Here is a 24062-nt window from a genome sequence, read left to right as displayed (position 1 = left end):
AGTTTTCACTCTAGCGGGCGTCGCTCGCGCCCCGAATCCGGATGACCGCCCCGGGCTCACCCGGTGTTCTGCAGGCCGGCGGCGACACCGCTGACCGATAGCAGCAGTAGGCGCTGCTGCTCGGCGTCGGCTCCAGAACCCGTGGCCTCGGCATCCGACGGCGCGCGCAGCGCACGCAGAGCGCGCAGCTGCAGAAGCGAGAGTGCGTCGACGTACGGGCTGCGCAACTGGACGGCACGCTGCAGCACGGGCTTGTTCTCGAGCAGTCCGTCACCGCCGGTCAGACGGATCACCCACTGCCGCGTCAGCGCCAGCTCGTCGAGCACGAGAGCGGCGAGATCGTCACGGTCGCCGAGCGCGAGGTATTCGCGGGCGATGCGCTCGTCGGTCTTCGCGAGGCTCATCGCGACGTTGTCGATCATGGTGTGCAGCAACGGCCACTCGCGATACGCCTCGATCAGCAGAGCCTCGTCACCGACCGCATCGAGCGCGGTGCCGAGTCCGAACCAGCCGGCGAGGTTGATACGCGCCTGCGTCCACGCGAACACCCACGGGATGGCGCGCAGGTCTTCGAGCGACTCGACCGAGAGCCCACGGCGTGCGGGACGCGAACCGAGCGCGAGCAGACCGATCTCCTCGAGAGGGGTGACCGTGGCAAACCACGGCGCGAAGCCCTCGGCCTTCACGAGCGAGAAGAACCGCTCACGAGACGACCGGTCCATGACGGAGGCGACCTCGGCGTAGCGTGCGGCCGCGCCGCTGGTGCGCTTCTCGACGGTCGGCGACGACGCGAGCAGGGTGGCCGCGGCGACCTGATCGATGTGGCGCATCGCGATGGCCGGCTCGCCGTAGCGGGCGAAGATCGTCTCTCCCTGCTCGGTGAGCTTGAAGCGTCCGTCGACCGAGTGCGGCGGCTGCGCGAGGATCGCCGAGTTGGCGGGTCCGCCGCCACGACCGAGCGCACCACCGCGACCGTGGAACAGGGTCAGTTCGATCTCGGCATCCTGCGCCCATTGGGCGATCCTCTCCTGCGCCTCGTACAGGGCGAGGTTCGCGGCGACCGGGCCGACGTCCTTCGACGAGTCGGAGTAGCCGAGCATGACCTCGAGCCGGTTGCCGGTGGCTGCCATGCGTGCCCGGAACTCGGGGAACGTCACGGCCTCGGCCAGGATGCCGGGGGCCGCCTGCAGGTCGGCGAAGGTCTCGAACAGCGGAACGACGTCGAGCACGGGCGCGTCGTCGCCGAGTGCGTGCCGCGCGAGCTTGTGCACGTTCGCGAGGTCGGAGGCGGCCTGCGTGAACGAGACCACGTAGCGACCGGCGGCGCGCAGGCCGCGGTCGCGCTGGATCTCGGCGATCGCGCGGAAGACCTCGAGCACCTCTTCGGTCTGGGCGCTGATCGCCTCACCCGACTCCAGCTCGGCGAGAGCCTTCGCGTGCACCTGCGAGTGCTGACGAACCTCGAGCTCGGTGAGGTGGAAGCCGTAGGTCTCGACCTGCCAGATCAGGTGCTGCACGCCGCCGAAGGCGTGACGGCGGGCGCCGGATGCCGCGAGCGAGGTCTGCACGGCCCGGAGGTCCGCGAGCAGTTCTTCGGGCTGCCCGTAGCGCTGCGCGCTGTCACCGCGTCGAGTGGCGGCGACTCGGTGTGCGAGCAGCAGCAGCACGCGTCGGTGGGGTTCGTCGGGGGAGCGCGTGGCGAGCTCGGTGGCCGCCTGCGGGTCGGCCGCGGCGAAAGCACCCCAGAGGGCGGCGACCTCGGCGCTCGGCGGCGTGCTCTCGGCGTCGAGGGTGAGCGTGCGGCCGATGCGGTCGAGGGCGCGTTCGAGTCCGCGCAGAACGTGGTCGGAAGCGATCTGCGACGCTTCGCGCGTGACGGATGCCGTGACGAAGGGGTTGCCGTCGCGGTCGCCGCCGACCCACGAGCCGATGCGCACGAATGCCGGCACGACGGGGGCGGTGGCACCGGAGTCTTCGCCGCGGAGCGCGTCGTCGATGCGGCGGTAGACGTGGGGCACGGTGGTGAACAGCGTCTCGTCGAACACGCCCATGACGGTGCGCACCTCATCGGTGGGCGAGGGCTTCTGCGAACGCAGCGGGGCCGTGCGCCACAGCGTGTCGATCTCTTCGAGCATGCGACGGCGCGCACGGTGCTCTTCGGCACCGCCGACGCTCGCGGCGTCGTGCTGGGTGAGCAGTTCAGACAGGCGGCGGATGCTCGACGACACCGCGCGGCGGCGTGCCTCGGTCGGGTGAGCGGTGAAGACCGGGTGGAAGCGCAGGCCGTCGAGGCGGCGTCGTGCTTCGTCGTCGCCGACCTCGGTGCGCAGGCGCGCGTATGCGGTGGCGACCGTGTCGGCGGCGTCTTCGCGGCCGGGCTGACCGGCGCGCTCGCGCAGCACACGAACGCGCTGGTGCTCCTCGGCGAGGTTCACCAGGTGGAAGTAACAGGTGAAGGCCCGAGCGACCTCGTCGGCGCGGGCGATCGTGAAGGACTCGGCGATCGCGGCGGCACGCACGAACGCGTCGGAGGTGGAGTCTTCGTAGGCCTGGATGGTCGCCAGGCGCAGGCGCTCGACGTCGTCGAACAGGTCGTCTCCACCCGCCTCGCGCAGCACCTGGCCGAGCAGCCCGCCCAGCATCCTGACGTCGGAGCGCATGGCGTCCGGTATGCCTTGGCCTGCCTCGAAGCGCCCGATGACGCGGATGGCTTCGGTGTTCGTGGGCTCGGAGAAGCTGTGTTCGGGGATCACCGTTCGAGAGTATCCCGGTCGACGGGGTGCTCCGAACGCATGACGATGTGCGACGGCTCCTTCGCACCGGCGGCGCGGCCGAGGAGCCCGCGCCTACCATGGAGGGGATGCGTATCTCGGCGAACCCCCTTCGCGGCCAGCAGTTCCCGGCCGTCCTCCTTCTCGTTGCCGCGGGCCTCGGTCTGCTGCTCGCCAACCTCCCGACGCACGGGGTGATCGCCGACGCTCTCGACGTGCATCTCGCGGTGCCGGGAACCGGTTTGGATCTCTCGGTCGCGCACTGGGTGTCGGACGGATTGCTCGCCGTCTTCTTCTTCGTCGTGGCTATCGAACTGCGCCACGAACTCACGCACGGCGAGCTCGATTCGCCGCGCAAGGCCGTGCAGCCGGCGATCGCGGCGGCCGGGGGAGTGCTCGTGCCGATCGCGGTGTACCTGCTCATCGCCGGCGACGGTGCGACGGCGGCCGGATGGCCGATCCCCACGGCGACCGATATCGCCTTCGCCCTCGGTGTGCTCGCGATGTTCGGACGCGGCCTGCCGTCGACCGTGCGCGTGTTCTTGCTCGCCCTCGCGATCCTCGACGACATCATCGGCATCATCTTCATCGCGGTGCTGTTCGCGCACGACGTGGACTGGTTGCTGTTCGGCTCGGGCGTCGTGGCGGTGGCCGTGTTCTGGCTGCTCAGCCGATGGCTCGGTGCGACCGGACATACGGCGATCGCGGTGCTGATGGTCGTCGTCGGAGTCGTCTGCTGGGGCCTCGTTGCCGCTTCCGGCATCCATGCCACCATCGCCGGTGTCCTGCTGGGGCTCGTCATGGCGCCGACTCCGGCGAGTCGCTCCCGGCACGCGCTGGAGCCGACGGTGAACGGCGCGATCCTGCCGCTGTTCGCGTTCGTCGCGGCGTTCGTGGTCATTCCGCAGGTCTCGCCGACGCAGCTTTCGCCCGCTTTCTGGGGCATCGTGGTCGCCCTGCCGGTGGGCAAGATCGTCGGCATCGGTCTGTTCGGCTGGCTCGCGATGCGCATCCGTCCGCGTGGCACTGCGCCGGCGCTCCCGTTCCCCGACCTGTTGGCGGCGGGTTCGCTCGGCGGCATCGGGTTCACCGTCTCTCTCCTGCTCGCGAACCTCGCCTTCGAGAACGACGCGGGCATCCGCGACCAGGCGATCCTCGGCGTGCTCGTGGGGTCGCTCCTCTCGCTGCTCGTGGCTGGCGTCGTCGTCTCCCTGCGCGCCCGCTACTACCGTCGCTTCCCCGTCGAGGTCTCGTGATGTCCGACGGCAGCGCTCGTCTCGACGGAGGAGGAACCATGGATGCTCGCTCGGGTACGTTCGATGCCGAGACCGCACGCGACCCTCTGCGCGCCGCGGCCGACACGATGCGCGCGGTGCGCGAACGGTGCGTCTGGTCGCAGCAGATCACCCACCGCGACCTGGTGCCGTACCTGATCGAGGAGTCGCACGAGGTCATCGACGCCGTCGAGAGCGGCACCCGCGCCGATCTGCGCGAGGAACTCGGCGATCTGCTCTGGCAGGTGCTGTTCCACGCGGCGATCGCGGCGCAGGACCCCGACGATCCGTTCGACCTCGACGACGTGTCGCGCACCCTCACCGAGAAGATGGTGCGACGGCATCCGCATGTCTTCGCGGGCGAGACGGCGACCACGCCCGAAGAGGTGCTCGTGCACTGGAACGCGGCGAAGGCCGCCGAGAAGCGCACCAGGACCAGCGTGCTCGACGGTGTGCCCCGCGGAATGCCTGCGCTCGCCCTGGCCCAGAAGCTCGCGGGACGAGCGGCAGGGGCGGGCCTCGAGACTCCCGCGGCCCACGGGCCGACCTCCGAGGCAGAGCTCGGTGAAGCGCTGTTCGCACTGGTCGGGCGAGCCCGTGCCGAGGGCTGGGATGCGGAGCGCGCGCTGCGCGAACGCCTGCGATCCCTCGAAGACGACGTGCGCGCCGCCGAGTCCGCGCACTGACCCGGCACAGGGGCGTCGGCAGACCTGGAAAGATGGAGCCGTGGCTACTGTGAACCCGCCGCGCGGAATGCGCGACATCCTCCCCGCTGACAAGGCCCGCCGTGAGCGCGTGCTCTCCGTCATCCGCGACCGCTATCTGGCGCACGGCTTCGACGAGATCGAGACACCGGTCGTCGAGGACTACGCCCGCCTACACTCCGGCATCGGCGGCGACAACGAGAAGCTCGCCTACAACGTGCTGCGCCGCGGACTCGATGCCGACGCGATCCGCGCCGCCGCCGATGACCCGGCTGCGCTCTCCGACCTGGGGCTGCGCTACGACCTCACCGTGCCGCTCGCCCGCTTCTACGCCAGCAACCGCGGTCAGCTCCCCGGCGTCTTCCGCTCGATCCAGATCGGTCCGGTCTGGCGGGCAGAGCGGCCCCAGAAGGGTCGCTACCGCCAGTTCGTGCAGTGCGACATCGACATCATGGGCGACGACTCCTCGCGTGCCGAGGCCGAGCTCATGGTCGCCTCGCTCGATGCCGTCGACGCGCTCGGGCTCGAGGGCGCGACGATCCGCATCAACGACCGTCGCGTGCTGGACTGGATGCTCGACAGCTTCGGGTTCGCCGAAGAGGAGCGCCCCGGCGTTCTCATCACGATCGACAAGCTCGACAAGATCGGCCCCGACGGGGTCGCCGCGGAACTGCGCGATCGTGCCCTTCGACAGGCTCAGGAACCCAGCGAATCGGGAGCCATCGACGCGTTCGAGGAGTTCCTGCGCCGCCCGCAGACGCTCGAGTACAACGCATTCGGCGAGCGGCAGATCCGCAAGGCGCTGCCCGAGAACGCCCCTGACGAGATCGTCGAGCATCTCGTCGCAATCGGCGATGCCGTCGCCGCCGGACGCGGGCAGACGGATGTTCCGCTCGTCTTCGATCCGTTCCTGGTGCGCGGCATGGGGTACTACACGGGCACGATCTTCGAACTCGCCCACCCCTCGGTCGACTACTCGCTCGGTGGTGGCGGACGCTACGACGGCATGATCGGGCGCTTCCTCGGGCAGCAGGTGCCGGCTGTCGGCTTCTCGCTCGGGTTCGAGCGCCTCGTCGACCTCGTCACGGCCGGAGCGGACTCCGAGGCCGAGGCCATCGTGCTCATCCACGACACCGACGTTCCGGTCGCCGAGCTGCTCGCCCACAAGACCGCGCTCATCGCCACGGGCGCCCGCGTGCGGCTGGAACGCCGCACCAAGAATCTCAAGGCACTGCTCGAGCGGGCATCCGCCGAGGGATTCACGGCGTTCGCGACGGTCTCGTCGGGCGCGACCGAGCTGGAGCGCAAGCCGCTCGCCTGACCCCACAGGTGCTGTCGCAGATGCCGTTCACGCGGCGTTCACGTCGGCGGTGTCGGATCAGGGCATGCCTCGTGCGCGTCTCCTCGGTGCGGCCGGTGCGGCCGGTGCGGCCGGTGCGGCCGGTGCCGCTGCCGCGGTCGTCGGCGTCGTCTTCGCCGGGCGGATGCTGCTGACCCGTCAGGCCGCGATCGCCCGGCGGCGCATCGGCAAACCCCTGGGCGAGGAGTCGCTCGACGCGGATCGCGTGTGGCGGCGCGCGCTCGACGGCGCACCCATCGAGCTGGTTCTGCTCGGTGACTCGCTCGCGGCGGGCCTCGGAGCAGCGCGGCGCAAGGAGACGCTGGGCGGTCGCCTCGCGAAGGCGATGGCCGGGCGGATGCATCGCCCGGTGCGCCTGCGCACGGCGGCGGTCGTCGGCTCGGAGTCGCCCGACCTCGAGGCGCAGCTCGACGGGCTCCCCGCGGACTATCGGCCCCATGTCGCGGTGATCGTGGTGGGCGGAAACGATGTCACGCATCGTCTGCCGGTGTCGGTCTCGGCGCACCATCTGAACCAGGCGATCCGGCGCCTGCGCGAGCGCGGGGCCGAGGTCGTGGTGGGCACCTGCCCCGATCTGGGGTCGCTGCGTCCGGTGCCGCAGCCGCTGCGCCGGATCGTGTCGAGCCTGTCGCGCAGACTCGCCGAGGTCCAGGCCGAGACCGCACGTCACGCGGGGGCCGAGCCCGTCGATCTGCGTCGCTCCGTCGGGCGGATGTTCTTCGACGAGCCGGAGCAGATGTTCAGTCTCGACCGTTTCCATCCGAGCCCGCTCGGCTACCGGCGCACGGCCGAGGCTTTGCTCCCCGCCGCGTGCCGGGCCGCCGACCGTGCCCTGGCATCGGCGCGACGGTCTCCCTCAGCGGCGAATCCTACGGAGCCGCCGCAGTCGCAGCATCCGATAGACGACACCGATGGCGACGACCGCGGTGCCGACGAGTGAGGCGACGACCGGCAGCGAGTTGACGAGCAGCAGGCAGCCCAGGGCGCCGATCACCTGCAGAGCGCGCGGGTAGCGGCGGGCCGGTGCCCCCTGCCGGAACGCCGCCGCGTTCGCGATCAGGTAGTACAGCAGCACTCCGAACGACGAGAAGCCGATCGCATCGCGCAGATCGGCGACAAGCACGATGATCACGACGATCAGGCCGACCGTCACCTCTGCCCGCCGTGGAACCTGCCAGCGCGGGTCGATCGTCGCGAGGAACGAGGGCACGTCGCGTTCGCGGGCCATGGCGAGTGTCGTGCGGCCGATGCCGGTGAGCAGAGCGAGCAGGGCGCCCAGCGACGCAGCCGCGGCGGCGATGCGAACGACGGGTGTCAGCTCCGGCCACCCGGAGGTGGCCACGACATCGACCAGGGGAGCGGTGCTGCGCGCGGCATCCGCTCCGAGCGTGACCATGACGACCACCGCGACGACGGCGTAGACGACGACGGCGCCGGCCAGAGCGAGCACGATGGCGCGGGGGATGGTGCGGGCGGGCGAGGTGACCTCCTCGCCCATGGTGGCGATGCGCGCGTAGCCGGCGAACGCGAAGAACAGCAGGCCTGCTCCCTGGAGCACCCCGTAGGCCGTGGTGTCGGGGAGTGGAGGGGGCGACGCGGCGGGGCCGCCCGAGAAACCCACCGCGACGACGACGGCGAGGCCGAGCAGAGAGCAGACCACCAGGATGCGGGTGAGCAGAGCCGTGCGGGTCACCCCGAAGCAGTTCACGGTGACCAACGCGACGACGGCGACGATGCCCGTGACCCGTTCCCAGCCGGCCGGCGCGGCATACGCGGCGAAGGTCATCGCCATCGCCGCGCAGCTGGCGATCTTGCCGACCACGAAGCTCCAGCCGGCGATGAATCCCCACCACGGCCCGATCTCGGCCCGCGCGTACGCGTAGGTGCCGCCCGCCACGGGATGCGCCGCCGCGAGCTGCGCCGATGCCGTGGCGTTGCAGTACGCCACGAGCGCGGCGATCGCGAGGGCCACGAGCAGGCCGTTGCCCGCGACGCCGATCGCCGGACCCCACACCGAGAAGACACCGGCGCCGATCATCGAGCCGAGACCGATGAACACGGCGTCGCCGAGAGTCAGACGGCGGGCGAGGGGCATCCGGTCATCGTCGCACGAACCGGTGAACGGGTGGTGACGAGGTCAGCGACGGGACTCGGTCACACGCTTCTTCTCACGGATGTAGACCTCGCGCCGCACGCGCGCCACCACATCGCCCTCGCGGTCGGTGATGACCGTCTCGAACCACTCGAGCACCTTCGCTCCGCCGTGCGCCTTCTCGCGCATCTCGTCGACCTTGGCGGGTGACACCTCGAATTCGGCGGTGAGCACGCCGCGTCCGGGCTTGACGAACTCGATCTCGCCGCGGGTGTCCCACACCACGTAGTCACGCCCGAGCTGATGCATCACCAGCATGAAGAAGTACGGGTCGGTCATCGCCGACATCGACCCGCCGAAGGCCGTCTTGACGTAGTTGCGCGTGAACACGTTCACGTGCAGTTCGACGGTGGCGTGCGTCCAGTCGTCACGGAAGCGGCGGATGCGGATGCCGCTGAACAGGTTGGGGATCCACAGGCTCATGCCGAGGGCGAGGCGGCGGGGAGTGATGCGCATGGCGCCAGTGTGGCGGAGGAGGCGGGAGCGGCAAAGACCGCTGGAGGATTGCGACAGTTGTTATAGTTCACATAGAATTACTATAAATTCGCGAGACGACGGACGGAGGCGTGATGCTGATCAGGATCGACCCCGACAGTTCCCGTCCGCTCTACGACCAGGTGGCGGCCTCCGTGCGTGCCGACATCCTCGCGGAGCGCCTCGCCCCGGGAGACCATCTGCCGGCCGCCCGCGAGGTCGCGGCAGCGCTCGAGATCAACCTGCACACCGTGCTGCACGCCTATCAGCGTCTCCGCGATGAAGGCCTCGTCGACCTGCGCCGCGGTCGCGGAGCCGTCGTCGCGGCATCGGCTGCTCCGCTCGCCGCGCTCGCGCACGACATCAGCGCGCTCGTCCAGCGCGCCGAGGGTCTCGGCATCAGTGCGGAGACCCTCGCCGCCGTCGTCAAGGAACACCGCCCTCCCGGAAAGGGGAACGCCTCATGACCGAACACGACCTCCGCCGTGAACCCGCACCCCGGCTGAAGACTGCGCGCCTTCGGTTCGGGATCGTCGCGCTGGTGGTGCCGCTCGTGATCACCGTGATCGGCGTCGCCGTGATCCTCCAGTGGATGCCCGATCTCCCCGACCCGGTCGCCATCCACTGGGGCACGACCGGCGTCGACGGCTTCGGGCCGCCCTCGACGTTTCTCTGGCTCATGATCGGCGTCGGACTCGGCATCCCCGCTCTCCTCGCCGTGATGACCTTCGCGACCGGTCGCGAATCCTGGGGCGCCACCGCGCGATTCATGGGAGGGATGGCCGCTGGGATGTCCGCATTCGCCCTCGTGCTCTGCCTCGGATCGGTCGCGCTGCAGCGTGGGCTCGACGATGCGACGCAGACGCCCGGAATCGGGGGAGTGATCGCGGTCGCTTTCCCGGCTCTGCTCGTCGTCGGGGCGGCGGCGTGGGCCGTGCAGCCGCGTGTCGACGCGACGCCCGGTGCGTCGCTCGAATCGACGCGCGCCATCGAGGTCGTCCCCGGTGAACGTGTCGTCTGGGTCGCGACCACGGCGATGCCCCGGCCGGTGCTGTGGGGGCTCGCGGCCGTCGTCGTCGCGAACATCACGCTCTCGGCCTTCCTCTTCGCACGAGACCCCGGTTCCGGCTGGGTGAGTGTGATCGCGCTCGCCGCGGTATGCGGAGCGGTCGCCGTCACCGCCGTGTTCCGCGTGCGGATCACGCCCGAGGCGTTCTCCGCGCGTTCTCTGCTCGGCATTCCGCGTGTCACCATCCCCGTCGCGCAGGTCACGGCGGTCCGCGCTCGCGAGATCAACCCGTTCGCCGAGTTCGGTGGCTGGGGATGGCGCATCAGCACGGACGGCCGCCACGGCATCGTGCTGCGCCGCGGGGCCGCGATCGAAGTCTCCCGCGTCGGTCGTCGTCCCTTCGTGGTGACGATCGACCGTGCCGATGAAGGCGCGGCGCTGCTGCAGGCGTACGTCGATGCACGCCCCGACCATTCCGTGTCCGAACGAGGAGAATCCCGATGACCACCCACCCGTTCCCACCCACCGCCCGACGGGTCCCCTGGGTCGCCGTCGTCGTCTTCGTCGTGCTCGCCTGCGGTCTGGCCTGGGCCGTCGCCCTGCCGCTGTGGCTGGGCGACGGTCTCGCCGAGCCGATGGTCGGCGTGCTGCTGCCGGTGATGATGTTCACCCCGGCGCTCGCCACGCTCGTCGTGACCTTCGCCCTGCGCACGCCGGCCAAGGGCGAGAGGGCGAGGTTCCTCGGTCTGTGGCCGTTGCGGCCCGCGAAGCGCGTGATCTGGTTCATCGTGCTCGGATGGTTCGGTCCGCCACTGCTCATCGCCCTCGGCATCCTCGTCGCCGCGGCGCTCGGTTTCGTGCAGCTCGACTTCACGTTCGCAGCCTTCGCCGCCCAACTCGAGAGCATGCTGCCGGCGGGGGCCGAGCTTCCCCCGGTCGGCCTCCTCGTCATGGCTCAGTTGGCCTCGATACCGGTCGGTGCGTTGATCAACTGCTTCGTCACCTTCGGCGAGGAGATCGGGTGGCGCGGCTGGCTGCTTCCCGCCCTCCGTCCACTCGGCACGTGGCCGGCCCTGCTGCTCAGCGGAGCCATCTGGGGTCTCTGGCACAGCCCCGTGATCCTGCTCGGCTACAACTTCGGGCGCACCGACATCACGGGCGTGCTGTTCATGATCGGCGGCTGCGTCGCGTGGGGCATCGTGCTCGGGTGGCTGCGTCTGCGGTCGGCATCGCTCTGGCCGGCCGTGATCGCCCACGGCGCGATCAACGCCGCCGGCGGAGCGGTGATCATCTTCGCCGCCACTCAGCCCGACCTCGCGCTCGCCGGCCCCTTGGGTGTCGCGACGTGGATCGTGCTCGCCGTGGTCATCGGGGCGCTGATCGTGACCGGTCAGTTCCGTCGTCAGCCCGAGCTCGCGGGCGCGCGGGGACGACTGCTGTCGGCTCCGCGCAGCTGAACCGTCTGCGCCGACACCCCCTTGACGGTCCCCGCGACGAACGGTTGGCTGAGCCCATGGAATCCACGCCCGAAGTTTGGTCGAACGCCGATGCCTTCCTCGCCGACACGCTCGTCGGCCACGATGACGCGCTGGAGTCGGCTCTCGCCGCGCAGCGCGCCGCCGGGTTGCCCGAGATCGAGGTGGCGCCGGTCGGCGGCAAACTCCTGAACCTGCTCGCGAGGATCAGCGGCGCGCGGCGCGTGCTCGAGATCGGCACACTCGGCGGCTACTCGACGATCTGGCTCGCACGCGCCGTCGGCCCCGACGGGCGGGTGGTCACGATCGAGGCGGAGGCCGAGAACGCGGCCGTCGCGCGGGCGAGTATCGACGCGGCGGGTGTCGGCGATCGCGTCGACATCCGCATCGGACGCGGTGCCGACGTGCTGCCGACTCTGGTCGGCGGGTTCGATCTGGTCTTCATCGACGCCGACAAGGAGTCGAACACGGTCTACCTCGACTGGGCGGCGAAGCTCGGGCACCCCGGCACCGTCATCGTGCTCGACAACATCGGTCGCGAGGGCGAGATCGTGCGCGAGGACTCGACCGATTCGAAGGTCGTCGGCACACGCGACGGACTGCGGATGCTGGGGGACGACCCCCGCTTCGATGCCACCGCACTGCAGACCGTCGGGGTGAAGGGCTGGGACGGCATCGCGCTCGCCGTCGTCGTCTGACGGCAGGTCGTCCCCGCTTCACCCATCGTTCTCCGGGGGCTCCGACCGGGCGGGCTAGACTGGGCGCGGATCGACGACGCTCCACACAACGTTTTCCCCCTGAGCAAGGAGCACATCAGTGGCACTGATCGAGGCTGTAGGCGCACGCGAGATTCTCGACTCGCGCGGAAACCCGACCGTTGAGGTGGAGGTACTGCTCGACGATGGCATCGTCCAGCGCGCCGCCGTCCCCTCCGGTGCATCCACCGGTGCGTTCGAAGCGTACGAACTGCGCGACGGCGACAAGAGCCGTTACGGCGGCAAGGGCGTGCTGAAGGCCGTCGAGGCCGTCATCGACGAGCTCGGCCCGGCACTCGAGGGCGTCGAAGCCAGCGAGCAGCGCATCGTTGACGAGATCCTCAACGAGGTCGACGGCACCGAGAACAAGAAGCGTCTGGGCGCGAACGCGATCCTCGGCGTGAGCCTCGCGGTCGCCAAGGCCGCGGCCGACTCGGCTGATCTGCCGCTGTTCCGCTACCTGGGCGGCCCGAACGCGCACGTGCTGCCCGTTCCGCTGTTCAACGTCATCAACGGTGGCGAGCACGCCGACAACGGCATCGACATGCAGGAGTTCTTCCTCGCCCCGATCGGTGCCGAGACCTACTCCGAGGCACTCCGTTGGGGTGTCGAGACCTACCACGTGCTGCGCAGCGAGCTCAAGGCCGCCGGCTACGCGACGGGCCTCGGCGACGAGGGCGGCTTCGCCCCCGATCTGCCCAGCAACCGCGAGGGCCTCGACTTCCTGGTGAAGGCGATCGAGAAGGCCGGCTTCACGCCGGGCACCGACATCGCCCTCGGCCTCGACGTCGCGGCGACCGAGTTCTTCAAGGACGGCGTCTACCGCCTCGACAACAAGGACTGGGACGCTGCGGCGCTCACCGAGTACTACGTCGGCCTGGTGAACGACTTCCCGATCGTCACGATCGAAGACGCTCTCGCCGAAGACGACTGGGACAACTGGAAGCACCTCACCGACGTGCTCGGCTCGAAGGTGCAGCTGGTCGGCGACGACCTGTTCGTCACCAACCCGCAGCGCCTGGCCGACGGCATCAAGCGCGGCGTCGCCAACTCGCTGCTCGTGAAGGTCAACCAGATCGGAACGCTCACCGAGACGTTCGACGCGGTCAGCCTCGCGCAGCGTTCGGGCTACACGGCGATGCTCTCGCACCGCTCGGGTGAGACCGAAGACACCACGATCGCCGACCTGGCCGTCGCCACCAACGCGGGTCAGATCAAGGCGGGTGCGCCTGCTCGCAGCGAGCGCGTCGCGAAGTACAATCAGCTTCTGCGCATCGAGGAAGAACTGGGCGACGCAGCGGTCTTCGCCGGTCGTTCGGCGTTCCCGCGCGCCCAGGCCTGAGTGCAGCTGAGACAGAAGACGCCGCTCCTGTAGCGGCATGACGGAGGAGGAGCCGTGGTACGACGACCGGCTCCTCCTTCGGCGTCTCCGGGCGCTGCCACGCCCACCCCATCGAAGAAGTCAGCGAAGAAGGCCGCGAGCAAGGCCGCGAACCGACCTCCGAAGTCTGCGGCCGAGCGCCGCGCCACGTCGGAACGCCGTGTCGACGTGCGGGAGTGGGCCTCCGGCATCCGCCTTTCCGCCTTCTCGGTGATCATGCTGTCTCTGGTCGTTCTCGGAGCCTGGGTGCTCGTGCCGACGCTCGGCACGTTCATCGATCAGCGTCAGAAGATCGCGGCGCTCGAAGCGTCGGTGCAGGTCAGTGAAGAGCAGATCGCCGACCTGCAGAAAGAGCGCGAGCGCTGGCAGGATCCGGCGTACATCACCACCCAGGCGCGTGAGCGCCTCTACTACGTCAAGCCCGGAGAGGTCGTCTTCCTCATCGACAACGACCTCGACCCCGCGGCTCTTCCCCGTGAGCAGGAGCCCGTCAGCGACACGCTCGAGGAGAAGACCGCCGATTGGATGCCGCAGCTGCTGCGCACCCTCACGGCGAGCGGCCTCAGCGACACCGCCGCGGTCGCGCCCTGAGCATCGGCTCGAAGCATCTTCTCGGCGGCCTCCCCTACGCTGGTGGGGTGACTACGCCGCCCTTCCCCGCTCCCACCGCCGCTGAACTCGCTGTCGTCTCGACCCAGCTCGGTCGTACCGTCCGCGGCGTCGTCGGCATCGCGGCGCGGTGCGCATGCGGCAACCCGACGGTCGTGTCGACCACGCCCCGGTTGCCCGACGGCACGCCCTTCCCCACGTTCTACTACCTCACGCATCCGGCGGCCACCGCGGCGATGTCGACGCTCGAGGCCACGCAGGTGATGCCCGAGCTCGCGGCGATGCTCGCCGACGACGAGGCGATCTCGGCCGCCTATCTCTCGGCCCACCAGGCCTACCTCGCCGACCGCCTGCAGTTCGGCGATGTCACCGAGATCGACGGCATCTCGGCGGGCGGCATGCCCACTCGGGTGAAGTGCCTGCACGCGCTGGCCGGTCACGCGCTCGCGGCCGGTCCCGGAGTGAACCCGATCGGCGACATCGCGCTCGCGCGGTCGTCGTGGTCGCCCGACGTCTGCCGGTGCGACGACCCGGGTGCGGCGCTGCGCGACGAGACCTCCGTCGGCGACGAGACGGGCACGTCTTCGTGACGGCCCGACGGATGCTGCGCAGCACCGCCGCCTTCGCGGTGGTCGCGGTATCCGTCCTGCTCCTCGGCGCCACCGCGACGCCCGGCCCGGGAACGGGCCCGGTACCCGACGACCCGACCGATCCCGTCCGTGCTCAGGAGTATTGGCTCGATGGCGCGCGCATCCGCGAGGCCTGGCAGACCACCCGCGGCGAAGGCGTGACCATCGCGGTCATCGACACCGGCATCGGCAAGGTGCCCGAGGCGTTCGGCGATGCCGTGGTCGGCGGCACCGACGTGTCCGGAGCGGGTTCGCCCGACGGACGCACGCCGCTGGGCGCGGTCGACGGCAACCACGGATCGTGGGTCGCCTCGCTCGCCGCAGGCCGCGGTGCGGCCGATGGCACCGGCATGATCGGCGTGGCCCCCGAGGCGAACCTGCTGTCGATCTCCGTCGGGTTCGGAGCCGCGGCCGCCGTTCCCTTCAGCGAGCAGGTCGCGAAGGCGATGCGCTGGGCGGTCGACCACGGTGCCGACGTCATCAATCTCTCCTTCACGACCAACACCCTCGACTGGGACAAGAGCTGGGACGAGGCGTTCCTCTACGCCTTCGAGCACGATGTGGTCGTGGTCGTCGCCGCCGGTAACCGGGGGAGCGGCACCAGCATCATCGGCGCTCCCGCCACGATCCCCGGTGTGCTGACCGTGGCCGGTGTCGATCAGACGGGCACGGCGAGCATCGAGGCGTCGACCCAGGGCATCACGATCGGCATCTCCGCCCCCAGCGAGGGGCTTCTCGGAGTGTCCGCCGACGGAAAGCTCGCCTCCTGGAGCGGCACGAGCGGCGCGGCACCGATCGTCGCCGGTATCGCCGCCCTCATCCGCTCGGCGCATCCCGACATCAAGGCGATCGACGTCATCAACCGCATCATCAAGACCGCCATCCCCGTGCCGGGTGTGCAGAAGGTGCCCGACCCGCTCTACGGCTACGGTCTGGTCGACGCGGCAGCCGCGATCGCGGCCGACCTCCCCGCCGTCGACAAGAATCCGATGGGCGACCTCGCCGAGTGGATCCGTCTTTATCGTCGAGCCGACACCGTCGAAGAGCCCGAACCGACGGCCGTTCCCGTCGAAGTCGCGCCGCTTCCCGATGCCGATGCGCCCACAGAAGCGGGTTCACCGCTGCTTCCCAGCGCTGAATCTCTGCGCTACGGTACCCTGCCGCTCATTGCACTCACAGTCCCTGGTATCCTGATGGGGCTTGGCGTCACCGCAGCTGCCCGGCGCATCCGATCGGCGCGCGCTCCACGTACGCCACATTCCTGACTCCCGAGGAGTTGTCCCCCTGTGCCTCAGAACAGCATTGTGCCCAAGATTCTGATCGTTGGTGGAGGCTATGCAGGCTTCTACAGCGCATGGAAGCTCGAAAAGCACCTGCGTAAGGGCGAAGCCGACGTCACCATGGTCGACCCGCTGCCGTACATGACGTACCAGCCGTTCCTCCCCGAGGTCGCCGCCGGTTCCATCGAGGCCCGCCACTCCGTGGTCGCGCACCGTCGTCACCTCAAGCGCACCAACGTCGTCACGGCCAAGGTCACCGGAATCAACCACGCCGAGAAGGTCGCCACGATCACTCCGCCGTCGGGTGAGCCCTACGAGTTCGCGTACGACCAGATCGTCGTCACCGCGGGCGCCGTGTCGCGCACGTTCCCGATCCCGGGCATCGCCGACAACGCGATCGGCCTGAAGACGATCGAAGAGGCCGTCGCGATCCGCGACCGCGTCATGTCGAACTTCGACAAGGCGGCATCGCTGCCCGCCGGACCCGAGCGCGACCGTCTGCTGACCGTCGTCGTCGTCGGTGGTGGCTTCGCCGGCATCGAGGTGTTCGCCGAGCTGCGCTCCCTCGCTTCGGCGCTCGTGGGCAAGTACCCGCAGCTGCGCTTCGAAGACACGCACTTCCACCTCATCGAGGCGATGGGCCGCATCATGCCCGAGGTCTCGCTGCAGACCAGCGAGTGGGTCCTCAAGGATCTGGCCAAGCGCGGTGCGAACGTGCACCTCGACACGCAGCTCACGAGCGCGATCGACGGCAACGTCGAGCTCTCGACGGGCGAGGTCATCCCCACCGACGTGATCGTCTGGACCGCCGGTGTCATGGCGAACCCGACCGTCGTGCGCGGCGGCGACCTGCCGATCGAAGAGCGCGGTCGCATCCAGACCCGCGCCGACCTGCGCGTCGGCACGCCCGAAGCCTTCGTTGAGGGTGCCTGGGCCGCTGGCGACGTGTCCGCCGTCCCCGACCTCTCGGGTGGTGGCGTCGGCGGGTTCTGCGTGCCGAACGCCCAGCACGCGGTGCGTCAGGCGAAGCTGCTCGCGAAGAACCTCGTCGCAGTGCTCCGTGGGGAAGACCCCAAGGAGTACTTCCACAAGAACATGGGCGCTGTCGCGGGTCTCGGCCTGTACAACGGCGTCTTCCAGTCCGGCAAGATCGCCCTCAAGGGCTTCGTCGCGTGGGTTGCGCACCGTGGTTACCACGGTCTCGCGATGCCGACGTGGGAGCGCAAGTGGCGCGTGCTGTGGGGCTGGTGGAACAACCTGTGGCTGGGTCGCGACATCGTGAACCTGCAGACCGTGCAGAACCCGCGCTACGTGTTCGAGGAGTTCGCTGCTCGTCCGCGTCCGGCGGCGGATGCTGCTCCGGCAGCGGCGCCTGCGGCTGCGAAGCCCGCCGCCGAGAAGGCTCCGGTGAAGAAGGCCGCCGCGAAGAAGCCCGCCGCGAAGAAGCCTGCGGCCGAGAAGCCCGCTGCGGAGACGGTCGTCGAGCCGGCCGCCGCGAAGTAATCTCGCTCGAACGAACGCCCCGATTCCTCACGGTGTCGGGGCGTTCGCCGTTCCCGGGCGGTGGCGTTCGCATGGCGTTCATAGCTCGACTCGGTAGCGTCGGGCGGGCAAGGGGAGTACTCCCGTCTGCGGTGGTGTCGTCAATACGGACATGTCATCATGTCCCGGCCCGCCGGCCCCGTAGGGGTGGAGGAGACCTGGCGTCCGCATTCGTGGACGGCCGTGGTCCCCTCGCATCATCCGGTGTCGTGGGGTTCGTGGCCGTCTGCAGACCGCACGAAGGAACCACCGCACCATGGGAAAGCTCTCTCGCCTCATCGGACTCGCCACGCAGGCCCTCGACATGGACCCGTCGAAGAACCGCACGGAGAACCCTCGACCGGCTCAGCCGGCGTCCACGCCCACGCAACGCACGGCGCCTCGAAACGAGTACGCGCCGCCCCCGGCATCCGCCTCTGCTCCTCCGGCGAGCGATGCAGATCGCGCCGCGATCGCCCGCTACGACTACCTGCTGCAGACCGCGGAGCCGCACCAGATCGAGCAGATCCACCGTGACGCGTTCGCGCGCCTCACCCCCCAGCAGCGGGTGCAGGTGCAGGAACGGATGCGTGTCGACCTGGAGCCGCATGAGCAGCCGGCGTCCGCCTCGCCCGAGCACCTCGCACGCGCGGCCGGACGCGCCGAAGCTGCACGCCCGGGGCGCGTGCGCACGTTGCTGTCTCGTGTGCGCGGGCGCGGCGCCGCGGGTGCCGTCGGGGGAGCCGCCGTCGGCGTTCTCGGTGCGGTGGCGGGTGGTGCCGTGCTGAGCACGGTGGGCGCGCCGCTGCTCGAGCAGGCGTCGAACCTCGGCGTCGATTTCACGGCCCTGGCCGAGGGTGTCGACCTCGAAGCACTCGCCGGCGGGTTCGACGTGGAGGGGCTCGCCGGAGCGGCTGACGGCCTCGTCGGTTCAGCGGGCGAGGCCGTCTCCGGGCTCGGAGACACGGCGAGCGCATGGGGCGAGCGCCTCGGCGACCTGGGCCTCCCCGGCATCCGGGATCTGTTCGGGCGCTGACGGGGAACGGATGCTGCGCGAGAGGTGCCCCCGCTGGGACTCGAACCCAGACTGAAGCGATTTTAAGTCGCCTGCCTCTGCCATTGGGCTACGGGGGCCCGTTCGGGCAAGCCTAGCGAAGGGGATGCTCTGCGATCGGGTACCGCATGTGGTGACCCTGAGTCCGAGAAGCCGTAGGGTGGGGGAGTGCTCGATCTCACAGCTGAACTGAGCCCTGATTCCCGACGACCCGCGGTCGCCCCTGAGTGGGAGGACCCCGCCCGGTACTGGTCGCGGCTGTCCGCCGCCACCGGTCATCTCCCCGCGCCGGTCGCCGTGATCGATCGCGAGGCGCTGCGGTACAACGCGATGGACATGCTGGTGCGCTCGGGCGGTCTGCCGATCCGCGTGGCATCCAAGTCGGTGCGGGTCCGGGCCGTTCTCGACGCGGTGCTCGAGCTTCCCGGGTACCGTGGCATCCTCGCCTTCACGCTGCCCGAGGCCCTGTGGCTCGCCGAGAAGCACGACGACATCGTCATCGGGTATCCGACGGTCGATCGCGCCGCGCTCGAGAAGCTCTTCGCCGACGAGCAGGCCGCGCAGCGGATCACGTTGATGGTCGATGACCTCGTGCACCTCGACTTCATCGACAGCGTCGCAGCGCCCGGCAACCGACCCGAGATCCGCGTCGCGATCGACGTGGATGCGTCGTGGCGTTCCGGGCTGCTCGGCCACATCGGTGTCCGCCGCTCGGCGCTGTTCACGCCCGGAGAGGTCGCGTCGTTCGCCCGCGCCGTCGTCGCCCGACCGGGGTTCCGGCTCGTGGGGCTGCAGATGTACGACGCGCAGATCGCCGGTCAGGGAGACGATGCAGGATCGGATGCTCCGCTGATCCGAATGGTGCAGGCGCGCTCCCGCGCCGAGCTGCGCGAGCGGCGCGCGGCGATCGTCGCGGCCGTCACCGACGTGGCTCCGCTCGAGTTCCTGAACGGCGGGGGAACCGGCTCGCTGGAGTTCACGGGCAGCGACGAGTCGCTCACCGAGGCCAGTGCCGGCAGCGGGCTGCTCGGCGGCCACCTCTTCGACGGCTACCGGTCGTTCCAGCCCGCACCCGCTTCGGCGTTCGCCTTCGACGTCGTGCGTCGTCCGGCGCCCGACATCGCGACCGTTCTCGGTGGAGGGTGGATCGCCTCCGGACCGCCCGTCGCCTCGCGTCAGCCGCGCCCGGTGTGGCCCCAGGGCCTCCACACGCTGTCGCGCGAAGCGGCCGGAGAGGTGCAGACGCCCTTGCAGGGGCGCGCGGCCAGCGGTCTCGGAGTCGGAGACCGCGTCTGGTTCCGCCACGCGAAGAGCGGGGAGCCGGCCGAGCGCATCGACGCGTACCACCTCGTCTCCGGCGATGAGGTCATCGGCGAGCTGCCGACCTATCGCGGCGAGGGAAAGGCGTTCCTGTGACGAGAATCGGCGGCACCTGGCAGAACTGGGGGCGGTCGGCATCGGTCACACCGGTGCGCGTCGAGCGCCCTCGCAGCCCCGAAGGCGTGCAACGCGCGGTCAAAGCCGCCGCGGCGCAGGGGCTCACGATCAAGGCGGTCGGCGCAGGACACAGCTTCACGGGCATCGCGGTCGCACCCGGGGTGCTGCTCGAGCTCGACGACATGCAGGGCCTCGTCGCTGCGGATACGGTCACCGGGCGCGTCACGCTGCTCGCCGGCACGCGGCTGCACCGGATTCCGGGCCTGCTCGCCCGGTACGGCCTCGCGATGGAGAACCTCGGCGACATCGACCGGCAGTCGATCTCCGGGGCGATCTCGACAGGCACCCACGGCACGGGCACGGAGTTCGGCGGACTCGCCACCCAGGTGGTGGGCGTCACTCTCGTCACGGCCGCAGGAGATTTCCTGCGCGTCGACGACGAGCACAATGCCGAGATGCTGCCCGCCGTCGCGCTCGGACTCGGCGCCCTCGGCATCATCGTCGAGGTGACGCTGCAGTGCGTCCCGGCGTTCGTGCTTCAGGCGGTGGATGAGCCCGCTCCGCTCGCCGATGTCCTCGCGACCGTGCACGACCGCGCCGCAGCATCCGACCACTTCGAGTTCTACTGGTTCCCGCACACCGATGTCGCACTCACGAAGCGCCAGACGCGTCTGCCGGAGTCGACCGTGCGCAAGCCGTTGCCTCTCGTCGGCAAGTGGATCGACGAATCCCTCCTGTCCAACGGTGTCTACCGTGCGGTGTGCGCCGCCGGCCAGGTCGTCCCGGCCGTCACGCCCCCATTCAGCCGCCTCGCGGTGAAACTCACCGGAGACCGTCAGTACACCGACCACTCCCACCGCGTGCTGACGCAGGCGCGCACCGTGCGCTTCCGCGAGACGGAGTACGCCGTGCCCGCCGAGAACGCGGTGCCGGCCTTCCGTGCCGTGCAGGCCCTGATCGCCGAGCGCGGCTGGCGCATCGAGTTCCCGATCGAGGTCCGCTTCGCGGCGCAGGACGACCGCTGGTTGTCCACGGCCTACGGGCGTCCCACCGCGTACATCGCGGTGCATCGGTACTGGCGCGCCGATCCGACCGCGTACTTCGAGGCGGTTGAGCAGATCCTGCTCGAGTTCGGAGGACGACCGCACTGGGGCAAGCTCCACACTCTGGGCGCCGACCAGTTGCGCGAGCGCTATCCGCGGTTCGACGACTTCCTCGCACTGCGCGACCGACTCGATCCGGATCGCCTCTTCCGCAACCGATATCTCGACCGCGTCCTCGGCGCCTGAACGGATTCACAGGACTTGGGGTGCTCCGCGCCCAGTCCACGTGCAGGAGTGCCGGATAGGATGAGAGAAACACGAGGAAGGGTGGGCCTCTGATGGAATGGCTCGTGCCGGTACTGATCATCGTCGGTGTGATTCTGCTGATCGGAATCTATCTCTGGGCCACATACAACTCCCTCGTGCAGTTGAATGTCCGGGTCGACGAAGCATGGAGCGGCATCACCGTCCAGCTGAAGCGTCGAGCCGACCTCATCCCGAACCTCATCGAGACGGTCAAGGGCTACGCCTCTCACGAGAAGGCCGTGTTCGAGAACGTCACGCGTGCCCGGGCCGAGACGCTCTCGGCGGGTGGGCCGGGGGCCGCAGGCATCGCCGAGGGGCACCTGCAGCAGGCGTTGCGCAGTCTCTTCGCCGTCGCAGAGGCATACCCGCAGCTGCAGGCGAGCCAGAACTTCCTCCAGGTGCAGCAGGCGCTGGTCGACACCGAAGACAAGATCCAGGCGGCCCGTCGGTTCTACAACGGTGGTGTGCGCGAGCTCAACACCAAGATCAAGGTGTTCCCGAACAACCTCTTCGCCAAGGGCCTCGGCTTCACTGAGCGCGAGTTCTTCGAGGTCGCCGACAGCGGTGCGATCTCCGAGCCGCCGCGCGTGCAGTTCTGATCCCGATCACCACGTTTCGAGCATTAGCTCGCGATCGCTGAAGGTCACATCCCCGCGCACGGACCAGTCGTCGGTGCGATAGGTCAGGGTGCGCGCGGTGCCGTCTTGCCCGGTGCCGGAAACGGTGGCGACGAGTGCGCCGTCTGCCGCAGTGAACCCCGACTCGGAGAGCACGATCGTCGGCAGTGCGTCGATGCGGTAGCCCACCTCTGAGACGTCGCGGAAGTCCGTGCCCCAGGGAATGCGGATGCCGCAGCCGTCGGGAACGACTTCGCCGCTCGACGTGCACTCTTCCAGATGCTCATCGAGCTGTTGCTGCGCTGCCGTTGTCGCCTCGGGGAGCAGCACCGCGTCGACGGAGATCTCCGTCTGCGCTCCGGGCAGCACGACGACGTCGGCGCCACCGTCGAGCAGATCGGCGGGAGCAGCCACGGCGGCATAGACCGCAGGGAGCAGAACGATGTCGTCGGATGCCGTGAACGTCGCGGCCCCGAGCGAGATGGCCGTGCCGGGTGACGTCTTCGCGCTGACCGTGCCCAGGCCGGAAGAATCCACCGTCCACGACCCGTCCGTCAGCGCGAGCGAGAGTTCGGCGTCGTGCGTCGCGCCGCCGAGGGTGAAGGACACGTCGGCCGTGGCCGTTGCGTCCGCCTGTTCGACGGCCGTCACAGCGGCCTCGTCGATCAGCGCATCCGCCTCATCGAACGCTGCGAGCGCCTCCGGTGTCACGGCGATTCCGGTGGCCTCGACGGCGGCCGAATCTCCGGACTCGAGTGCACGCAGGTAGGCGGCGGCCGCATCTTCTGCCGACACGGGCGCTGACGACTGCCCGATCCAGATCGTCGCCGCCCCGATGACGATCACGATCGCGGCACCGCCGGCGATGAGGAGGCGTGCTCGAAGGCTCATGGGCGCTCCTCGCGGGCGTGGACGTGCCTCTTCACCCTGCCGCCCTGGCTGAACAGCGCCGCGTGGAGCGCCTCGGCCGCATCGCCCCAGCCCGACACCGAGACGTGCTCGAGCCCCTGCCAGTGGGCGGCGAGAGCGAGTTCACGAGCGATGGGCGGGGCGTCATCGGGTCGCGCCTGCGGTTCCCACCAGGCCGACTGCACCTGCAGGGTCGACGTCGCACGATCGGCCTTGAGATCGACGCGCGCGACGATGCGGTCGCCGACGAGTACGGGCAGCGAGTAATAGCCGTACCGGCGCTTCTCGGCGGGAACGTAGATCTCGATCCGGTAGTCGAGACCGAAGGCCCGCAACGCGCGATCGCGGAACCACACGACCGGATCGAACGGCGTCAGCAAGGCGGCGGCGTTCACAGCGCGGGGGAGTGCGGCCTCACGGTGGCGCCAGGCGGGGATCGGGCGCCCTGCCCGCTCCCATCCGCGTACCTGCACGGGGAGGAGATCGCCGCTGTCGACGAGGTCGTCGATCGCCTGCGAGACCGCCGACCGATCGCGGATGCGGTAGTAGTCGGCCAGATCGGACTGCGTGGCGACACCCGACGAGCGTGCGGCCCGCCGCACGAGTTCGCGGATCGCGTCGGCACGGGGAATCGTCTGGGCGCGCACCGCCTCGGGGATGACGTGCTCGGCGAGGGCGTACGTGCGCTCGAACCCCTTGCGTCCGCTGATCGCGACGTCTCCGGTGCGCCACAGGTGCTCGAGTGCCAGTTTGACGTCGTCCCAGTCCCACCACGTACCGCGCTCCCGGGGCGCGTCTTCGCGCAGATCGACCGGACGCAGCGGCCCTCTGGCCCGCAATTCGTCTTGCACCCATGCGAGCGTGCGCGCGTTCTGGCTCGTCCAGGAGTCTTCGCCCTCCCAGCGGCGACGGAAATCGTCCATCCGGAACTGCCAGAGCGGCCAGTCGTCGATCGGGATGAACGTCGCCTCGTGGGCGGTGTATTCGACGTAGTGCGTCGTGCGCGAGAGGAAGACCCGATCGAGCAGCGCAGGGTCGTAGTCCCCGAGCCGGGAGAACAGCGGCAGGTAGTGCGAGCGCGCGAAGACGTTGACGGAGTCGATCTGCAGGACCCCGAGCCGATCCATCACCCGATGGATGTGTCGGGTCGAGACCGACGTCGGCCGCGCGCGCGTGAAGCCCTGAGCCGCCAATGCGATACGACGCGCCTGCAGGGCGCTGAGGGTTTCGGTCACGTCGGCCAGCGTATCGCCGGGCTCCGACACAGGGATCTGACGCCGGGCGGATCGCCGTAGACTTGGG

General features: G+C 69.7%; 22 protein-coding genes and 1 tRNA gene. 17 read left to right on the top strand and 6 right to left on the bottom strand.

Features of this window, described 5'->3' with window-relative positions; all coding sequences use genetic code 11:
* Nucleotides 1-56 precede the first annotated feature (56 nt).
* Nucleotides 57-2753, bottom strand: coding sequence for a phosphoenolpyruvate carboxylase (locus ACIOSY_RS05630; RefSeq protein ID WP_400850308.1), 2697 nt, complete (start codon nucleotides 2751-2753; stop codon nucleotides 57-59).
* Nucleotides 2754-2860: 107 nt separating this feature from the next.
* Between ACIOSY_RS05630 and ACIOSY_RS05625 the strand changes: the two genes are divergently transcribed.
* The 4 genes from ACIOSY_RS05625 to ACIOSY_RS05610 all read left to right on the top strand — a co-directional run bounded on the left by ACIOSY_RS05625 (nucleotide 2861) and on the right by ACIOSY_RS05610 (nucleotide 7049).
* Nucleotides 2861-4027, top strand: coding sequence for a Na+/H+ antiporter NhaA (locus ACIOSY_RS05625; protein ID WP_400850305.1), 1167 nt, complete (start codon nucleotides 2861-2863; stop codon nucleotides 4025-4027).
* Nucleotides 4028-4065: 38 nt separating this feature from the next.
* Nucleotides 4066-4731 (top strand): MazG family protein, encoded by a 666-nt coding sequence (locus ACIOSY_RS05620; RefSeq protein ID WP_400850302.1) that lies wholly within the window; start codon nucleotides 4066-4068, stop codon nucleotides 4729-4731.
* Nucleotides 4732-4798: 67 nt separating this feature from the next.
* Nucleotides 4799-6070 (top strand): histidine--tRNA ligase, encoded by a 1272-nt coding sequence (gene hisS, locus ACIOSY_RS05615; RefSeq protein ID WP_400850947.1) that lies wholly within the window; start codon nucleotides 4799-4801, stop codon nucleotides 6068-6070.
* 64 nt (nucleotides 6071-6134) lie between these two features.
* Nucleotides 6135-7049 (top strand): SGNH/GDSL hydrolase family protein, encoded by a 915-nt coding sequence (locus ACIOSY_RS05610; protein WP_400850299.1) that lies wholly within the window; start codon nucleotides 6135-6137, stop codon nucleotides 7047-7049.
* On the opposite strand, the gene ACIOSY_RS05605 is transcribed toward ACIOSY_RS05610, so the two are convergent.
* Nucleotides 6966-8204: an APC family permease gene (locus ACIOSY_RS05605; RefSeq protein ID WP_400850296.1), complete on the bottom strand. Its 1239-nt coding sequence runs from the start codon at nucleotides 8202-8204 to the stop codon at nucleotides 6966-6968. The genes ACIOSY_RS05610 and ACIOSY_RS05605 overlap by 84 nt on opposite strands.
* A gap of 42 nt (nucleotides 8205-8246) precedes the next feature.
* Nucleotides 8247-8717, bottom strand: a complete 471-nt coding sequence (locus tag ACIOSY_RS05600; protein ID WP_400850293.1) for a DUF4442 domain-containing protein — start codon at nucleotides 8715-8717, stop codon at nucleotides 8247-8249.
* Nucleotides 8718-8830: 113 nt separating this feature from the next.
* Here ACIOSY_RS05600 and ACIOSY_RS05595 point away from each other — a divergent pair, with 113 nt between their 5' ends.
* The 10 genes from ACIOSY_RS05595 to ACIOSY_RS05550 all read left to right on the top strand — a co-directional run bounded on the left by ACIOSY_RS05595 (nucleotide 8831) and on the right by ACIOSY_RS05550 (nucleotide 18430).
* The gene (locus ACIOSY_RS05595; RefSeq protein ID WP_400850290.1) at nucleotides 8831-9202 is read left to right on the top strand and encodes a GntR family transcriptional regulator; all 372 of its coding nucleotides are present in this window, start codon (nucleotides 8831-8833) and stop codon (nucleotides 9200-9202) included.
* Nucleotides 9199-10248, top strand: coding sequence for a DUF1648 domain-containing protein (locus tag ACIOSY_RS05590; RefSeq protein WP_400850287.1), 1050 nt, complete (start codon nucleotides 9199-9201; stop codon nucleotides 10246-10248). The genes ACIOSY_RS05595 and ACIOSY_RS05590 overlap by 4 nt, the downstream gene beginning before the upstream one ends.
* Nucleotides 10245-11201, top strand: coding sequence for a lysostaphin resistance A-like protein (locus ACIOSY_RS05585; protein ID WP_400850284.1), 957 nt, complete (start codon nucleotides 10245-10247; stop codon nucleotides 11199-11201). The genes ACIOSY_RS05590 and ACIOSY_RS05585 overlap by 4 nt, the downstream gene beginning before the upstream one ends.
* 56 nt (nucleotides 11202-11257) lie before the next feature.
* Nucleotides 11258-11917, top strand: coding sequence for an O-methyltransferase (locus ACIOSY_RS05580; RefSeq protein ID WP_400850281.1), 660 nt, complete (start codon nucleotides 11258-11260; stop codon nucleotides 11915-11917).
* A gap of 118 nt (nucleotides 11918-12035) precedes the next feature.
* On the top strand, nucleotides 12036-13316 hold the full coding sequence (eno, locus tag ACIOSY_RS05575; protein ID WP_400850278.1) for a phosphopyruvate hydratase: 1281 nt from the start codon (nucleotides 12036-12038) through the stop codon (nucleotides 13314-13316).
* Nucleotides 13317-13370: 54 nt separating this feature from the next.
* Nucleotides 13371-13946 (top strand): septum formation initiator family protein, encoded by a 576-nt coding sequence (locus tag ACIOSY_RS05570; RefSeq protein ID WP_400850275.1) that lies wholly within the window; start codon nucleotides 13371-13373, stop codon nucleotides 13944-13946.
* Nucleotides 13947-13993: 47 nt separating this feature from the next.
* Nucleotides 13994-14554, top strand: coding sequence for a DUF501 domain-containing protein (locus ACIOSY_RS05565; RefSeq protein ID WP_400850272.1), 561 nt, complete (start codon nucleotides 13994-13996; stop codon nucleotides 14552-14554).
* Between the two features lie 11 nt (nucleotides 14555-14565).
* On the top strand, nucleotides 14566-15858 hold the full coding sequence (locus ACIOSY_RS05560; RefSeq protein ID WP_400850269.1) for a S8 family peptidase: 1293 nt from the start codon (nucleotides 14566-14568) through the stop codon (nucleotides 15856-15858).
* A gap of 39 nt (nucleotides 15859-15897) precedes the next feature.
* Nucleotides 15898-17376: an NAD(P)/FAD-dependent oxidoreductase gene (locus tag ACIOSY_RS05555; protein ID WP_400850266.1), complete on the top strand. Its 1479-nt coding sequence runs from the start codon at nucleotides 15898-15900 to the stop codon at nucleotides 17374-17376.
* Between the two features lie 295 nt (nucleotides 17377-17671).
* Nucleotides 17672-18430, top strand: coding sequence for a cation-transporting ATPase (locus tag ACIOSY_RS05550; protein WP_400850263.1), 759 nt, complete (start codon nucleotides 17672-17674; stop codon nucleotides 18428-18430).
* A 25-nt stretch (nucleotides 18431-18455) separates the two neighbouring features.
* On the opposite strand, the gene ACIOSY_RS05545 is transcribed toward ACIOSY_RS05550, so the two are convergent.
* Nucleotides 18456-18528, bottom strand: a tRNA-Leu gene (locus ACIOSY_RS05545).
* An 88-nt stretch (nucleotides 18529-18616) separates the two neighbouring features.
* On the opposite strand from ACIOSY_RS05545, the gene ACIOSY_RS05540 reads away from it, so the two are divergent.
* The 3 genes from ACIOSY_RS05540 to ACIOSY_RS05530 all read left to right on the top strand — a co-directional run bounded on the left by ACIOSY_RS05540 (nucleotide 18617) and on the right by ACIOSY_RS05530 (nucleotide 21833).
* Nucleotides 18617-19864, top strand: coding sequence for an alanine racemase (locus tag ACIOSY_RS05540; RefSeq protein WP_400850260.1), 1248 nt, complete (start codon nucleotides 18617-18619; stop codon nucleotides 19862-19864).
* A complete protein-coding gene (locus ACIOSY_RS05535; protein ID WP_400850257.1) occupies nucleotides 19861-21174 on the top strand; it encodes a D-arabinono-1,4-lactone oxidase in 1314 nt (437 codons plus the stop codon). The genes ACIOSY_RS05540 and ACIOSY_RS05535 overlap by 4 nt, the downstream gene beginning before the upstream one ends.
* Nucleotides 21175-21266: 92 nt before the next feature.
* The gene (locus tag ACIOSY_RS05530; protein ID WP_400850253.1) at nucleotides 21267-21833 is read left to right on the top strand and encodes a LemA family protein; all 567 of its coding nucleotides are present in this window, start codon (nucleotides 21267-21269) and stop codon (nucleotides 21831-21833) included.
* Nucleotides 21834-21839: 6 nt separating this feature from the next.
* Here ACIOSY_RS05530 and ACIOSY_RS05525 read toward each other — a convergent pair whose 3' ends face one another.
* Together ACIOSY_RS05525 and ACIOSY_RS05520 are read right to left on the bottom strand one after the other, a co-directional pair.
* Nucleotides 21840-22742 carry a hypothetical protein gene (locus tag ACIOSY_RS05525; RefSeq protein ID WP_400850250.1) on the bottom strand — a complete coding sequence of 301 codons (903 nt, stop codon included), beginning with the start codon at nucleotides 22740-22742 and terminating at the stop codon, nucleotides 21840-21842.
* Nucleotides 22739-23995, bottom strand: coding sequence for a winged helix-turn-helix domain-containing protein (locus ACIOSY_RS05520; RefSeq protein ID WP_400850247.1), 1257 nt, complete (start codon nucleotides 23993-23995; stop codon nucleotides 22739-22741). Before ACIOSY_RS05520 ends, ACIOSY_RS05525 begins: the two co-directional genes overlap by 4 nt.
* Nucleotides 23996-24062 lie beyond the last annotated feature (67 nt).

It is taken from the genome of Microbacterium sp. NPDC087665, assembly GCF_044743285.1.
Taxonomy (GTDB): domain Bacteria; phylum Actinomycetota; class Actinomycetes; order Actinomycetales; family Microbacteriaceae; genus Microbacterium.
Note: the sequence above shows the minus strand (reverse complement) of the source record. Positions and strands in the feature narration are given on the sequence as shown.